At 63.0% G+C, this 14,865-nt stretch carries 15 protein-coding genes; 3 read left to right on the top strand and 12 right to left on the bottom strand.

What is annotated here, in order from left to right; translation table 11 throughout:
- Positions 1-49: 49 nt before the first annotated feature.
- From NX775_RS08685 to miaB, 10 genes are all read right to left on the bottom strand, one after another.
- Positions 50-1,000, bottom strand: a complete 951-nt coding sequence (locus NX775_RS08685) for a M48 family metallopeptidase (protein WP_258835630.1) — start codon at positions 998-1,000, stop codon at positions 50-52.
- The gene (locus tag NX775_RS08680) at positions 997-1,737 is read right to left on the bottom strand and encodes a lysophospholipid acyltransferase family protein (protein WP_258835629.1); all 741 of its coding nucleotides are present in this window, start codon (positions 1,735-1,737) and stop codon (positions 997-999) included. Before NX775_RS08680 ends, NX775_RS08685 begins: the two co-directional genes overlap by 4 nt.
- A 51-nt stretch (positions 1,738-1,788) precedes the next feature.
- On the bottom strand, positions 1,789-2,361 hold the full coding sequence (gene gmhB / locus NX775_RS08675; protein WP_183556334.1) for a D-glycero-beta-D-manno-heptose 1,7-bisphosphate 7-phosphatase: 573 nt from the start codon (positions 2,359-2,361) through the stop codon (positions 1,789-1,791).
- Positions 2,362-2,383: 22 nt separating this feature from the next.
- Positions 2,384-4,480, bottom strand: a complete 2,097-nt coding sequence (gene glyS / locus NX775_RS08670) for a glycine--tRNA ligase subunit beta (RefSeq protein WP_258835628.1) — start codon at positions 4,478-4,480, stop codon at positions 2,384-2,386.
- A gap of 17 nt (positions 4,481-4,497) precedes the next feature.
- A complete protein-coding gene (gene glyQ, locus NX775_RS08665) occupies positions 4,498-5,433 on the bottom strand; it encodes a glycine--tRNA ligase subunit alpha (protein WP_258835627.1) in 936 nt (311 codons plus the stop codon).
- 275 nt (positions 5,434-5,708) lie between these two features.
- Positions 5,709-7,280 (bottom strand): apolipoprotein N-acyltransferase, encoded by a 1,572-nt coding sequence (lnt, locus tag NX775_RS08660; protein WP_258835626.1) that lies wholly within the window; start codon positions 7,278-7,280, stop codon positions 5,709-5,711.
- A complete protein-coding gene (locus NX775_RS08655; RefSeq protein WP_183556338.1) occupies positions 7,280-8,158 on the bottom strand; it encodes a CorC family transporter in 879 nt (292 codons plus the stop codon). The genes lnt and NX775_RS08655 overlap by 1 nt, the downstream gene beginning before the upstream one ends.
- A 135-nt stretch (positions 8,159-8,293) precedes the next feature.
- Positions 8,294-8,761, bottom strand: a complete 468-nt coding sequence (ybeY, locus tag NX775_RS08650) for an rRNA maturation RNase YbeY (protein WP_183556339.1) — start codon at positions 8,759-8,761, stop codon at positions 8,294-8,296.
- Complete coding sequence (locus NX775_RS08645) at positions 8,736-9,857, bottom strand: PhoH family protein (RefSeq protein WP_183556340.1); 1,122 nt, start codon at positions 9,855-9,857, stop codon at positions 8,736-8,738. The genes ybeY and NX775_RS08645 overlap by 26 nt, the downstream gene beginning before the upstream one ends.
- Positions 9,854-11,215: a tRNA (N6-isopentenyl adenosine(37)-C2)-methylthiotransferase MiaB gene (gene miaB / locus NX775_RS08640; RefSeq protein WP_258835625.1), complete on the bottom strand. Its 1,362-nt coding sequence runs from the start codon at positions 11,213-11,215 to the stop codon at positions 9,854-9,856. The genes NX775_RS08645 and miaB overlap by 4 nt, the downstream gene beginning before the upstream one ends.
- A gap of 605 nt (positions 11,216-11,820) precedes the next feature.
- On the opposite strand from miaB, the gene NX775_RS08635 reads away from it, so the two are divergent.
- On the top strand, positions 11,821-12,228 hold the full coding sequence (locus NX775_RS08635; protein ID WP_183556342.1) for a hypothetical protein: 408 nt from the start codon (positions 11,821-11,823) through the stop codon (positions 12,226-12,228).
- Between the two features lie 143 nt (positions 12,229-12,371).
- Here NX775_RS08635 and NX775_RS08630 read toward each other — a convergent pair whose 3' ends face one another.
- Both NX775_RS08630 and NX775_RS08625 read right to left on the bottom strand, forming a co-directional pair.
- Positions 12,372-13,205, bottom strand: coding sequence for an HDOD domain-containing protein (locus NX775_RS08630; protein ID WP_258835624.1), 834 nt, complete (start codon positions 13,203-13,205; stop codon positions 12,372-12,374).
- Positions 13,202-13,531, bottom strand: coding sequence for a hypothetical protein (locus tag NX775_RS08625; protein WP_258835623.1), 330 nt, complete (start codon positions 13,529-13,531; stop codon positions 13,202-13,204). Before NX775_RS08625 ends, NX775_RS08630 begins: the two co-directional genes overlap by 4 nt.
- A gap of 159 nt (positions 13,532-13,690) precedes the next feature.
- Here NX775_RS08625 and gstA point away from each other — a divergent pair, with 159 nt between their 5' ends.
- Positions 13,691-14,296 (top strand): glutathione transferase GstA, encoded by a 606-nt coding sequence (gstA, locus tag NX775_RS08620; RefSeq protein ID WP_258835622.1) that lies wholly within the window; start codon positions 13,691-13,693, stop codon positions 14,294-14,296.
- A gap of 1 nt (position 14,297) precedes the next feature.
- Positions 14,298-14,861: a DUF1697 domain-containing protein gene (locus NX775_RS08615; RefSeq protein ID WP_258835621.1), complete on the top strand. Its 564-nt coding sequence runs from the start codon at positions 14,298-14,300 to the stop codon at positions 14,859-14,861.
- The last annotated feature ends 4 nt before the right edge of the window (positions 14,862-14,865 follow it).

Genomic DNA, 14,865 nt, shown 5'->3' with positions numbered 1-14,865 from the left:
CGCTGACCGGCGTGAACCCGGCAGGCCAGCGGCCTGCCTGCTCGCCTGCTTACTCCTCAAACAAGACCGGCATCTGGTGCGACTGCTTGCGCAGCGCCAGACGCGCGCCATCGTAATCCGGATACACCTCGGCCACCGTCGCCCAGAATGCCGGGCTGTGGTTCATCTCGCGCAGGTGCGCCAGTTCATGCGCCACCACGTAGTCGATCAGCGCGAGCGGATAGTGGATCAGGCGCCAGTTCAGGCGAATGCTGCCGCCCACCGTGCACGAACCCCAGCGCGAACCGGCCGACGACAGCGTGCAGGTTTTATAGCGCACGTTCAGGCGCGGCGCGTAGTGGTCCAGGCGCTCGGTGAACACGCGCCTGGCCTCGGCCTGGAACCACAGCTTGACCCGTTCCTTGAGCTGCCATTCGGCCAGCCGGGGCACCACGCCGATCGCCAGTTCGCGCGTGGCTTCATCAAACCGGCAATGGCTGCGCGTGGCCGGTTCGAGGCGCAGCGTGATCTCGCCGCCCATGAACGGCAGCAGCGCGCCATCGACCCACACGACCGGCGCGCGTTGCTGGCGCAATTCGCGCCGCTTGCCCCGTTCGAGCAGCTTGGTGATGATCCAGCGGCTCTTGGCGCGCAGCGCGTTCTCGATGTCGTCCTGCGTCACACTGCGCGGCGCGGTCACGCGCAGGCCGTCGTCGTCGATCATGAAGCCGATCGAGCGGCGCGACGAGCGGCGCAGCGCATAGTCGACGTAGTGCTGGCCGAGCGCGATGCGTTTGAGGGGAGGGTCTTGCGGGCCGACGGGCGGCGAAGGAAGCCTGGTGCGGGGCGGCGCCGGCGGCGCCTTGAACAATGGCTGGGACGGCGGCGCCGGCCTGTCGGAAGGCTTGAGCGCCGCAAAGAATTCCTGTGCAAACAGCTCGAGCTGGTCGCCGTCGATCTTCGACGACGCCGCCGTTTGCTGCGGACGCGAATTCCTGATCTGGGTGCTAACGTCGCTCAACCACCTTTGTAGGCGTGGGGCGAAATGACGCGCATTTCCGATTCTATCCAATTTTCTACCTCTTGCATCAAGCTGTCAGGGGTATGGCCTTGCGGCGATATCGGTTTGCCGACCGATACCGTGATCGTTCCGGGCCGTTTGATGAACGAATTCTTGGGCCAGCACTCGCCCGAATTATGCGCGATCGGCACCACCACTGCCTGGGTCTCAACCGCAAGGCGCGCGCCACCGCTCTTGTACTTGCCCTTGCGGCCCACCGGGATGCGGGTACCTTCGGGGAACATGATAATCCACTGGCCATCGGCCAGGCGGCGTTTACCGTGGCGCACCACATGCGAAAACGCGTTCTTGCCCTGCTTGCGGTCAATCGGGATCATGCGCAGCAAACCCATGGCCCAGCCGAAGAACGGGATGTACAGGATTTCCTTCTTGAAGACGTAGACCAGGGGACGCGTCAGGTTCGGCAGCAGAAAGATCGTCTCCCACGCCGACTGATGTTTCGAGAGCACGATGGCCGGCGCGTCGGGCAGGTTGTCGTAGCCCTTGAATTCGTAGCGGATGCCGCAGATGACACGCGCGCACCAGATGATGAAGACGTTCCAGCGCGAGGTGAACCAGAAGCGCTGGTTGTAGGGCAGGGGGGCTGCCAGGAAGCACAGTGAAGCCCAGATGATCGTCGCCACCATCATGACGACCGTGAACAGCAGGGAACGCAGAAACAGACTGAAATTACGCAAAGGGACTCCGGACAAAACGATCTGGTTATTCTTATCGTGGTGTTGTATTGATTATGACGCCTGGGCAGCGCCAGCACCAGTGGCGCCGGCGGGCTTGAGCAGGGCGCTGACCATCGCGGCCAGGTCCGGGTAGACCTTCGTGCCGGGCGGCAGGCCGCCCGTCATCTGCGTGCGCTCGCCCTTGCCGGTCAGGACCAGGTAGGGCGTGCAGCCACGGTTGAAGCCCGCCTGCAGGTCGCGCAGCGAGTCGCCCACCGTCGGCACGCCTTTCAGGTTGATCTTGAAGCGCTTGCCGATTTCTTCGAACATGCCCGACTTGGGCTTGCGGCAGTCGCAGGCATCGAGCGCCGCGTGCGGGCAAAAGAAGATGGCGTCGATGTCGGCGCCCACCAGCTGCGCCGCCGCGTGCATCTTGGCGTGGATGGCGTTGAGCGTGGCAATGTCGAACAGGCCGCGCGCAATGCCCGACTGGTTCGTCGCCAGCACCACCCGATACCCCGCCTGGTTCAGGCGGGCGATGGCCTCGAGCGAGCCGGGGATCGGAATCCACTCGGCCGGCGACTTGATGAAGTCGGGCGAGTCGTGGTTGATCACGCCGTCCCGGTCGAGAATGATGAGTTTCATCGGGGGTGCCTGCATGCGGTGCTTACGTTGCCAGCTTCGAGATGTCGGCCACGCGGTTCATCATGCCGTGCAACGACGCCAGCAACGCCAGGCGGTTGTTGCGCAGCGCGATGTCGTCGGCCATCACCATCACGTCGTTGAAGAACGCGTCGACCGGCTCGCGCAGCTCTGCCAGCGTCTTGAGCGTGCCGGCGAAGTCGCCTGCGGCAAACGCCGCATCGACCGCCGGCTGCACGCGCGTGACGGCAGCGGCCAGGTCTTTCTCGGCCTGGTCCTGCAGCAAGGCCGGATCGACCGCGCCGGCTTGCGCCAGTGCTTCCTCGTTCTTCTTGAGGATGTTGGTGATGCGCTTGTTGGCGGCGGCGAGCGAGGCGGCTTCGGGCAGCGCGGCAAAGGCCTGTACGGCTTCCAGGCGCTGCACCACGTCGTCGACGCGGTCCGGGTTCTGGGCCAGCACGGCTTCGACTTCGTTCGGCGAGAAGCCGCGGTCGCGCAGCAGGCCGCGCAGGCGGTCGAGCATGAAGGCGGTCACCTCTGCGCTCGGGTCCTTGAACGCCGGCTGGTCGGCAAACGTCGTGACCGCATCGCGCAGCATGTCGGACAGTTCGAGCGGCAGGCGCTTTTCGACCAGCATGCGCATGATGCCCAGCGCGTGGCGGCGCAGCGCGAACGGGTCTTTTTCGCCCGTTGGCTGCAGGCCGATGGCCCAGATGCCCACCAGGGTTTCGAGCTTGTCGGCCAGTGCGACGGCCAGACCGGTATCGGTGGTCGGCAGGGTGTCGCCGGCAAAGCGCGGCTGGTAGTGCTCGGACGCCGCGCGCGCCACTTCATCGTGCTCGCCATCGTGGCGCGCGTAATACGTGCCCATGATGCCTTGCAGTTCCGGGAATTCGCCGACCATGTCGGTGAGCAGGTCGGCCTTCGACAGGCGCGCGCCGCGTTCGGCGAGCGACGCGTCAAAGCCCAGGCGCGTGGCGATGTACATGGCCAGCTTGGTCACGCGCTCGCTGCGTTCGGCCTGCGAGCCCAGTTTGTTGTGGTACACGACGTTGCTGAGTGCCGGCAGGCGCGACTCGAGGGTTTTCTTCTTGTCCTGCTCGAAGAAGAACTTTGCATCCGACAGACGCGGGCGCACGACGCGCTCGTTGCCGCCGACGATCGCGGACGGGTCGTCCGTCGCGATGTTCGACACGATCAGAAAGCGCGAACGCAGCTTGCCGTCGGCATCCGTCAGCGCGAAGTATTTCTGGTTCGTCTGCATCGTCAGGATCAGGCATTCCTGCGGCACGGCCAGAAATTCTTCTTCGAAGCGGCATTCATAGACGACCGGCCATTCGACCAGGGCCGCGACTTCATCGAGCAGCGACTCGGGCATCAGGACCTGGTCGGCGCCGGCCTGCTCCAGCAACTGGGCGCGGATGCTGTCCTTGCGCGCCTGCGGCGACGTGATGACCTTGCCCTCGGTTTCCAGCGTGTTCGCGTACTGATCGGCATGTGCGATTGTGATCGCGCCGCCATGCGACAGGAAGCGGTGGCCGGCGGTTTCGCGCCCGGCCGTCAAGCCAAGCAGCGTCAGTGGCAGCACCTGCTCGCCGTGCAGCGCGAGCAGCCGGTGCACCGGGCGCACGAACTGCACGGTGTCGCCGTTCGGACGCTGGTAGCTCATGAGCTTCGGGATCGGCAGCTTATTCACTGCGTCCTGCAGCACGTCCTGCAGCGCGCCGGTGAGCGCACTGCCAGCGGCGGTGTAGGTATAGAAGAAGCTTTCGGTCTTGCCGTCGGGGGCGCGTTCGAGCTGGTCGATCGTCAGGTCGGGAAAGCCCAGTGCGGCCAGCTTCTTGGCCAGCGGTGCACTTGGATTGCCTTCCTTGTCCAGCGCCACCGTCACCGGCAGCACTTTTTCGCGGATTGCTTTGTCCGGTGACGTATCGCGCACATTCGTGATCGAGACGGCCAGGCGGCGCGGCGTGGCGTACGTGGTGACGACGCTGTCGGCTTCGAGGAAGTCGCGCGCCTTGAGGCCGTTCGCGATGCCGGCGGCAAAGGCGGCGCCCAGCTTGACAAGCGCCTTCGGCGGCAGTTCTTCGGTCTGCAGTTCGACGAGGAGTGTTTGGTTCATGGTCTGTTCTGTTCTTTTCAGGCTGCGGCTTGGTCAGCGGCTGGTTCGGCTGGCTTGGCTTGTGGCGCCATCGGGAAGCCCAGCTTTTCGCGCGAGTCGTAATACGCTTGCGCCACCAGGCGCGACAGCGTGCGCACGCGGCCGATGTAGGCGGCGCGCTCGGTCACGGAAATCGCGCCGCGCGCGTCCAGCAGGTTGAAGCTGTGCGAGGCCTTCATGATCTGCTCGTAGGCCGGCAGCGTGAGCGCCAGTTCGACCAGGCGCTTGGCTTCCGATTCGTGGTTCGCAAACGCCTGGAACAGCATCTCGGTATTGGAGTGTTCGAAGTTGTAGGTCGACTGCTCGACCTCGTTCTGGTGGAACACGTCCCCGTAGCTCAGGCTCTTGGTCTTGCCGTCTTCCTGCCACTCGGTCCAGACCAGGTCATACACGTTCTCGACGCCCTGCAGGTACATGGCCAGGCGTTCGATACCGTACGTGATCTCGCCCAGCACCGGCTTGCAATCGAGTCCGCCCACTTGCTGGAAATAGGTGAACTGCGTGACTTCCATGCCGTTGAGCCAGACTTCCCAGCCCAGGCCCCAGGCGCCCAGCGTCGGGCTTTCCCAGTCATCCTCGACAAAGCGCACGTCGTTCTTTTTCAGGTCCAGGCCCAATGCCTCGAGCGAACCGAGATACAGGTCGAGGATATTCTCGGGCGCCGGTTTGAGCGCGACCTGGAACTGGTAATAGTGCTGGAGGCGGTTCGGGTTCTCGCCGTAGCGGCCATCCTTCGGGCGGCGCGATGGCTGCACATAGGCGGCGCGCCATGGCTCCGGGCCGATCGCGCGCAGGAAGGTACCGGTGTGGAAGGTGCCGGCGCCGACTTCCATGTCGTAGGGCTGGAGCAGTGCGCAACCCTGTTTGTCCCAATAGGACTGCAGGGTGAGGATGATTTGCTGGAATGTGAGCATGTCGAGTGGAACGCGGCCCGTGGACCGTGAACGCGGTATGTTTGCCAAATGGCCAATTCTACTGAATTTCTTGCCACCTCTGGGAGCTGTTTTGCGTAGGGTGGACGGCTACGCCGTCCACGCGGTGATTGTTGACGTCAACAAAACGCGGATGTTCACGAAGCCGCCTTCGATGTCGTCCGCCATTGATCGACGGGTAAACATCACCGCGTGGATGGCGGAGCCATCCACCCTACGTTGTCGTGGTGATCGATAACGTCAACAAACGCGCAGGTTCACGAAGCCGTCCGCCCCATGCGACGCCGCCCGGCAAACCAGGCGCCGGCCAGCATGAAGGCCCCCAGCAGCAGGAAGGATGTGCTCCCCAGGCGAATGAACGGCGTCATGCCGGTCGCGCCGCGTACGGTGGCGGCGAGCACACCGTCGGTGTAGAACGGCAGTGCGTGCGTCAGATTGCCGCGGCGGTCGATGATAGCGGTGGCGCCGTCATTGGTCGCGCGCAGCATCGGGCGGCCCGTTTCCAGCGTGCGCATGCGTGAAATCTGCAGGTGCTGCGGGATCGCCACCGACTGGCCATACCACGACAGGTTCGACACGTTCAACAGCAGCGTCGCCGGTTGCGGCGCATTGCGCAGCTGGTAGGCGATTTCTTCGCCGAACACGTCTTCGTAGCAGATGTTCGGCAGCACCAGCTGGTCCTTGACGGCGAACGGCGCCTGCAGCGCGGCGCCACGGGTGGCGTCATTCAGCGGAATGTCGAGCATGTCCGTCACCCAGCGAAAGCCCGGCGGGATGAATTCGCCGAACGGCACCAGATGCGCCTTGTCGTAGCGGTACACGGTGGCATGGGGCTGCGGCGTCAGCGTGACCAGGCTGTTGCCGTACTTGCCCGGGCCGTCCAGCAGCGGCATGCCAACGGCCAGCGTGCTGCCGCTGGTGGTCGCGTAGCGCTGCAGACCCGCCAGGTAACCGTCCGGCAGATGTTGCGGGAAGGTTGGGATCGCTGTTTCGGGCGTGGCGATCAGGTCGGCAGGTGCGGCCGTGATCAGGCCCTGGTAGCGGGTGAGGATACTGTTCAGGAATTCGGCGTCGAACTTGCGGTCTTGCGCGATATTGCCTTGCAGCAGGCGCACGCTGATCGGCTGGCCGACATCCTGCGTCCATTCGACCGTGCGCAGACCTGCGCCGCCCAGCAGCAGGGCAGCCATCAAACCCATGGCCGGCCAGCGCGCGCGCTGGGTCAGCATGGCGAAACAACCGGCGATGATGCCCACGACGATGCCCATGCCGTACACGCCGATCAGCGGCGCGTAACCAGCCAGCGGCGCGAGATCATGTGCGTAGCCGGACGAAGCCCATGGAAAACCGGTGAATACCCAGCCGCGCAGCCATTCCGATACGCCCCAGGTCACGGGCAGCACCAGCAGCAGGAAGGCGGCCACCGGCAGCGACCAGCGGCGACGCAGCCAGGTGGCCACGCCCGCCGTGAAGGCGCCCCACAAGCCCATGTACAGGCACAGCAGCGTCAAGCCCACCACCGCCAGCACGGCCGGCAAGTGGGCGAAATCGGTCATGAAGACATACAGCCAGTGCACGCCGGCCAGCGTCCAGCCGAAGCCGAAGGCCCAGCCGATCAGCGTGGCACGCTTGACGGACGGGCTTATGCCGACCTGATAGAACAGCCAGGCGAGGGAAAGAAATTGCAGTGGCCACCAGCCAACAGGCTGGAATGACAGCAGGGACGAGGCGCCGGCGAGTGCGGCGCCCAGCAGCAGCAGGGCCGAAGGCTTGTTGGCGCGCAGCGCCGGGACCGGCGCTGCGGCTGGAGAGGTACGGCGACGCAGCATCAGTCGTGTTCGTCGTCCGCCAATGGCAGTTTTTCGACCAGCAGGACGTGGATCTGACGCGCGTCGGCGCGCAGCACTTCGAAGCGCACACCGTGCAGATCGACCACTTCACCCTTGTGCGGCATGTGGCCAAGGTGGCTGGCAACCAGGCCGCCGACGGTGTCGACGTCGTCGTCCGGCAGGTTGGTGCCGACTTCGTCGTTGAACTGTTCGATCTCGGTGAGCGCCTTGACGCGCCAGCGCGGGCCAAGCTGGCCTTCGCGGATCGAGATCACATTGTCTTCTTCTTCATCGAAATCGTATTCGTCCTCGATGTCGCCGACGATCTGCTCGAGCACGTCTTCAATCGTGATCAGGCCGGCCACGCCGGAATACTCGTCGACCACGATCGCCATGTGATTGTGGTTGGCGCGGAAGTCGCGCAGCAACACGTTCAGGCGTTTCGATTCAGGAATGAACACGGCCGGGCGCAGTTTGGTGCGCACGTCGAACGATTCTTCGGCGTAATAGCGCAGCAAATCCTTGGCCAGCAGGATACCCACGACCTTGTCGCGTTCGCCTTCGATGGCCGGGAAGCGGGAGTGGGCGGTCTCAAGCACGTAGGGCATCCACTCTTCGATGGGCTTCGTGATATCGATCACGTCCATCTGGGAACGGGGCACCATGATGTCGCGCGCGGACAGGTCGGACACCTGGAACACGCCTTCGATCATCGACAGGGCGTCGGCATCGAGAAGGTTGCGTTCGTGGGCGTCGTGCAGCACTTCAAGCAGCTCTGCGCGGTTTTCAGGCTCGGGGGAGATGAATGCGGTCAACCTTTCCAGCAGGGACCGATGGGGTTTGGCGTCCGGACGGACGTCACTGGGATACTCGGGCATAGTTGGCGAGAAGCCGTTGTTGCGATGGGCGTAGGATACACCAAAAGGCACATTGCCTGTTTTTGATGCAGGCGTGCGGCCTGGGCGGCGGGCGCGCCGCCGCTCAGGTCAGGCTGACGTTCAAGCCATTTTCACTCAGTCAGCGTACGGATCGGGGAACCCCAGCACTTCCATGATGTCGCGCTCGAACTGTTCCATTTCTTCGGCGTCGTCATCGTTGTCGTGGTCCCAGCCCTGCGCATGCAGCACGCCGTGCACGACCAGGTGCGCCGTGTGTTCCTCGACGGTTTTCTTTTGCTCGTCGGCTTCGCGTTGCAGCACGTCGGTGCACAGGACGATGTCGGCCTTGACCGGATCGTCCTCGGCCAGGTCTTCATCTTCGTTGTAGGCGAAGGTGAGGACGTTGGTCGCGTAGTCCTTGCCGCGATAGGCCAGGTTCAGCGCCTGGCCTTCGGCCGCATCGACAAACCGGATGGTCAGTTCGGCCGGGCCGAGCAGGGCAGACTCGACCCAGGTACGCAAGGTGGCCTCGGGCAGCAGGCTTTCCAGGCGCGGGTCGGCGAACTGCACCTCGAGTTCAAGCGGATGTTTTTTTTCTTGCATTTTTCACCGGGATCGGTTTGGGGAGATCGGCCAGTTCCTGTACCGAATTGTCGGATTCGTAGGCATCGATGATGCGCCCGACCAGCGGGTGGCGCACCACGTCCACGCTCGAGAACTGGGAAAACGCGATACCGCGCACATCTCTGAGCACGTGCATGGCGTCGACCAGGCCGCTGCGCTGGTTCTTGTGCAGGTCGACCTGGGTCACGTCGCCGGTGATCACGGCCTTGCTGCCAAAGCCGATGCGGGTCAGGAACATCTTCATCTGCTCGACGGTCGTGTTCTGCGCTTCATCGAGGATGACGAACGCGTGGTTCAGCGTGCGTCCGCGCATGTACGCCAGCGGGGCGATCTCGATGATCTGCTTTTCGAACAGCTTTTGCGTGCGGTCGAAGCCGAGCAGGTCGTACAGCGCGTCGTACAGCGGACGCAGGTACGGATCGACCTTTTGCGCCAAGTCGCCCGGCAGGAAGCCAAGGCGCTCGCCGGCCTCGACTGCAGGGCGGGTCAGGATGATGCGCTTGACGGCGTCGCGCTCGAGCGCGTCCACCGCGCAGGCCACGGCCAGGTAGGTCTTGCCGGTACCGGCCGGGCCCACGCCGAAGGCGATGTCATGGTTCAGCACATCGTTGAGGTACTGGATCTGGTGCGGCGTGCGTCCGCGCAGGTCGCTGCGGCGGGTTCTCAGGGCCGGGCTGTCGGTGTCGTTGGGTGCAACGTCGTCCTGCGCGTCGGCCTGCGCCACGTCGGGCACGGCCTTGACGGCCTTGACGCCCTTGATGGCGCGCGGCTCGCCACCCGGCGCCTCGAGGCTGCGCGGCTTGATGCCGGCGCGCTGCTCGACCAGGGCCAGTTGCACTTCTTCGATCGGCACGACCTTGTTGGCGACCGCGTAGAAGCGTTCGAGCAATTCGACGGCGCGCTCGGCATTGTCGCCGGTGACGATGAATTTCTCGCCACGGCGGAAGACGGTCACGTCGAGTGCGGCCGAGATCTGGCGCAGGTTTTCATCGAGTGGACCGCACAGGTGGGCAAGCCGCGTGTTGTCGAGCGGCTCAGGAATGAAGTACGAGGGCTGGGTTGGCTGTGTTTTCAACTGGCGATGGCAATCGTATCAAGGTTGGCGACGAGTTCGCCGCGCAAATAATAATCGTGGCTGGCGCTGATGCGTACATCGACCAGCTGGCCGATGAGCTGGACACTGGCTGCATCCACGGGGAACAGAACCACGCGGTTATTCTCGGCGCGGCCCTGGAGCTGGGTTACATCTTTTTTGGCATACCCTTCGACCAGCACGCGCTGCACGGTGCCGACCATGGCGGCACTGTGCTTGCGGGTGTTGGCATCGATCAGGGCTTGCAGGCGCTGCAGGCGCGCCAGCTTGACCTCGTGCGGCGTGTCGTCGTCGAGGTTCGCGGCCGGCGTGCCGGGGCGCTTGCTGAAGATGAAGCTGAAGCTGTTGTCGAAATTGACGTCGGCCACCAGTTTCATCATCGCCTCGAAGTCGGCCTCGGTTTCACCGGGAAAGCCCACGATGAAGTCGGACGAGAATGTGATGTCGGGACGCACCGCGCGGATGCGGCGGATGATCGATTTGTATTCGAGGCCCGTATAGCCGCGCTTCATGGCTGCCAGGATCCGGTCCGAGCCATGTTGCACGGGCAGGTACAGGTGGTTCACCAGTTGCGGGATCTTGGCGTAGGCGTCGATCAGGCGCTGGCTGAATTCCTTCGGGTGGCTGGTCACGAAGCGCAGGCGCTCGACGCCGGGAATCTCGGCGATGTATTCGAGCAGCAGCGCGAAGTCGGCGATCTCGCCGTTTTCCATGGTGCCCCGGAACGCATTCACGTTCTGGCCCAGCAGCATGATTTCCTTGACGCCTTGCGCGGCCAGGCCCGCCACCTCGGTCAGCACGTCCTCGAAGCGGCGCGAGACTTCTTCGCCACGGGTGTACGGGACGACGCAGTAGCTGCAGTACTTGCTGCAACCTTCCATGATCGACACATACGCCACCGGGCCGTCGACCTTGGCCGGCGGCAGGTGATCGAACTTTTCGATCTCGGGGAAGGCGATGTCGACCTGGGCCACGCCGGACGTGCGCCGGTCGCTGATCAGCTTGGGCAGGCGATGCAGCGTTTGCGGGCCGAACACGACATCGACGAACGGCGCGCGCTTGATGATGGCCTGGCCTTCTTGCGAAGCAACGCAGCCGCCCACGCCAATGACGAGGTCCGGCTTGTTGCGCTTGAGTTCACGCAGGCGGCCAAGATCGGAGAACACTTTCTCTTGCGCTTTTTCGCGGATCGAGCACGTGTTGAGCAGGATGACGTCTGCGTCTTCCGGCTTGTCGGTGCGTACCAACCCATCCGAGGCGCCAAGGACATCGACCATCTTGTCCGAGTCGTACTCGTTCATCTGGCAACCGAAGGTTTTGATAAAGACTTTTTTCTGCATGGAGAGGGTAGTTGGGGACGAATTGCTGTGCCGACAAGGCAGGGGAATCAGTTTACCGTAATTCGGTATTGACCCGATAAAAACACGGACAGGACAGAAGGAATCGTTCCAAAAGGAATTCTTAGTTTCTTTACCTAAAGTAATTATCTTTTTATTTACAATGTTAAATGTCCGCTAGCGAACATACTTTATTTTCGTCGCGCTATGGCGCCGCATGCACCAAGTATTTCTCTATGTAAATCAAAGAGTTCCGTGATCATTCTGATTGGAAAAATTTATCAGGGAAATCTCTTGCGTGCGCCACAATGTGGCCCCATGTGCTGAAATGCAAACGTGACAAGCTTTCCATACGTTAGCTTGATTTCTGACAAGGAGTCACGTGCGCAGGGTCGGCCTCGGTCCGGCGCACGCCGCCATAATTTGTTTGAAAGACAAGTGCGCATGCAGAAACGACGTAGTGCACGGCAAGACCGGAATCCTTAAGGAACTACTCAGATTCGCCCTGTTTAATTCCTGAACACGTTCCGGGAACTTAAGTTGAAGACATGTTGTCTTCTACTAAGGTTCACAAGGGAACTATTTTAACCAACTCGTGAGGTAATATCATGGCACAACAACATCACGCTCTGTCGTCGCAAGAGAGTTACAACCCGAACCATCTGCTCGACATTCTACTGGGCAAGATGCAGCTGAAGAACGACGCTGCGCTGTCGCGCATGCTCGAGGTGGCGCCGCCCGTGATCAGCAAGATTCGTCACCATCGTCTGCCAGTTGGCGCGTCGCTTTTGATCCGCATGCACGAAGTGACGGGCATGAGCATCCGTGACCTGCGTGACCTGATGGGCGATCGCCGCACCAAGTACCGTCTGTCGGATGCACAAGGCCGTCCGAAGCCAGAAGAAAAAGCAGCAGCAGCCGCTGCCGCAGCAGCCCAGCAGGCAGGTCAGCCAGCACAGGGTCAGGCAAACCAGTCGGGCGACGTGACGCCAAAAACCGGTAATTATGCGCACTGAAATCGTGGGCATGGCAGACGTTTCTGTCATGCCTTCGTTGTTGGCGTGCCGCGGCGCCGCCTGAGTGGCGCCGCACCGCAGTTCTCCTCGTCGCAGTTCTTCTCGTACTACCTGATTCCCACCCGTTGATTCCGTCCTGCGGCCTACGCCAACAGGATGGCGGTCATCTCTTCAAATTGCAGCTCCGTTTCGCGGAACTCCTGCAACCACGCTTCCTCGGATAATCCCAGCGCCGTCCAGGCGACACTCGACACCGTCGGCACTACTTCGTTCGCATAGCCCGCCAGATCGAGCGCATGCGCGACCGCGCTTGCCACATGCACGATCGTGGCCAGGAAACCCGCACCCGGCATCTCCGGCTGACCATGGAATGCGATGGCCTGGCGCAGCGTATCCGAAAATTGCCAGTGCTCCGCCAGCGCCCGGCCTGCCAGTACGTGGTCAACACCCAGCATGGCGCGCTCCATTTCGAGAAGATCGCCATCGACGCGCTCGCATTCACGCAGGACGGCGTCGTATTGTTCCGGGTAACGCGTCACCAGCACCAGGCGGCCGATCCCGTGTAACAGGCCGGCCGTAAACGCCACGTCGGGATTGAAGTGCATGTGCCGCGCCAGCACCCGCGCGCAGGCGGCGGTGGCGATCGACAGGCGCCAGAAGGCCTTGTCGTTGAACGCCGGGCAGCGGCCGCTGGGAAAGCAGCCGGTGATCGATGCCGCCATGATCAGGTTGCGCGTGGCTTGCACGCCCAGGAACGTCAATGCCTGCTGGATCGTCGTAACCTTGACCTGCAGGCCGAAGGCCGACGAATTGGCCAGGCGCAGTGTCTTGGCAGTCAGTGCCTGATCGAGCGCCACCTTTTTCGCTAGCAAGGCCAGATCGGCATCTTCCTGGTCGATGCTGCCCAGCAGCTCCATCACGACAGCCGGCAGCGAGGGCAGGTCGTCCAGGCCGGCCGTCAATTCATCGAGGGTCATGGCGCCACCTGCCGTTCGAGCCGGTAATCCTCGACGTAGCGGCGCAGCAGGTTGCCGGCCCAGTCGTTGTCGTCGTCGCGGTCGTGGCGGCGGAACAGGAAGTCGAGCCGCGCTTGCACCGCGGCTGCATCCGGCGCGCGGTGCGCTTCGACGCGCGCCACCGGCACCACGTCGATCTGATGGCGCGCGAACGACGCAATGATCGCCTCGCTCAAGACCGTGCCTTTGGCCAGCAAGACCAGGCCGTGGCTGTCGAGCAGTTCGTCCGACAGCACCATGCCCGGCAGGGCGCTGGCTACCGGGACCAGCTCGTGATCGTCGCTCATAGTTTCCTCCATTCAATACTCAGGAGATGGTATCACCGGTGTGCAGGCCGATCACGGCGGCGACGCAATATGTCGCTTTCATGCCGCACGACTTGTGGCTGGAGGGCAGTGCCAAAATGCTGTAGGCTTTTGCCACCCATCATTATTTTCAGGAACCCCGTGAAACTCTACTTCAGTCCCGGCGCCTGCTCGCTTGCGCCCCGTATCGCCCTGATCGCCTCCGGCCTGCCGTTCGACAGCGAGCGCGTCAACCTGCGCACCAAGCTGACCGAAGGCGGCGACGATTTCCGGGCCATCAATCCCAAGGGCTATGTGCCGGCGCTGGCGCTGAAAGATGGCCACCTGCTCACCGAGAGCCAGGTCATCCTGCAATACGTGGCAGACCAGGCTCCGGCAGGCGCGCTGGCGCCTGCACCCGGCACATTTGAACGCTACGAATCGATGGAATGGCTGGCGTGGACATCGACCGAGCTGCACAAGCGCTTTTCGCCCATCTTCGCACCGGGCGCGTCGAGCGATGCCAAGGAAGCCGCCTGGGCCGCGCTGGCCGAGCCACTGACCTATGTGGCGGGCCAGATCGGTGACGACGGCTACCTGATCGGGAACAGTTTCACCGTAGCCGATGCCTACTTGTTTACCGTGTTGAACTGGGTGGGGTTCACCAGCTTCTCGCTGGATAACTGGCCGGCACTGCAGGCCTATCATGCGCGCATCAAGGCGTTGCCTGCGGTGCAGGAAGCGTTGCGCCAGGAAGGGTTGCAATAGCATGGAGGCCGACACCACGCCGCGGTCGCGCTACATTGCCCTGCTGCGCGGCGTGAACGTTGGCCGCGCCAAACGCATTGCGATGGCCGACCTGCGCAAACTGGTCGAAGACCTCGGCTATACAGGCGTGCGCAGTCTGCTCAATAGCGGCAATATCGTGTTCGACGCCGTGGTCCCGCCCGTCGATGCGGCGCAAGAGATCGAAGCGGCCATGGCCCTGCATCTGGGTGTCAGTGCGCGCGTGTTCGTGTTTGCAAGCGATAAAGTGGCCGAGATTGTTGACGACAATCCCTTGTTGCACGTGGCCACCGACCATGCGCGCCTGTTCGTCTTCCTGCTGGCAGGTGCGCCGCAACGCGCGTTGGCGGCCGACTTGTGCGGCCAGGACTGGGCGCCCGAGAGCATGGCGCCTGGACGTCATGCTGTCTATGTCTGGTGTCCGCAAGGCTTGCTCGACAGCGCAGCTGCGGCAGCGCTCGGCAAACGGCTGGGTGAGGGCGCCACGTCGCGCAACTGGAATACGATGATCAAGTTGCATGGCCTGTGCTGCGCTGGCACCGATTAACCGA

The sequence above is a fragment of the Massilia aurea genome, assembly GCF_024753205.1.
Classification (GTDB): Bacteria; Pseudomonadota; Gammaproteobacteria; order Burkholderiales; family Burkholderiaceae_D; genus Telluria; species Telluria aurea.
The sequence above is the reverse complement of the archived record's forward strand: the minus strand, read 5'-3'. Positions and strand labels throughout refer to the sequence as shown.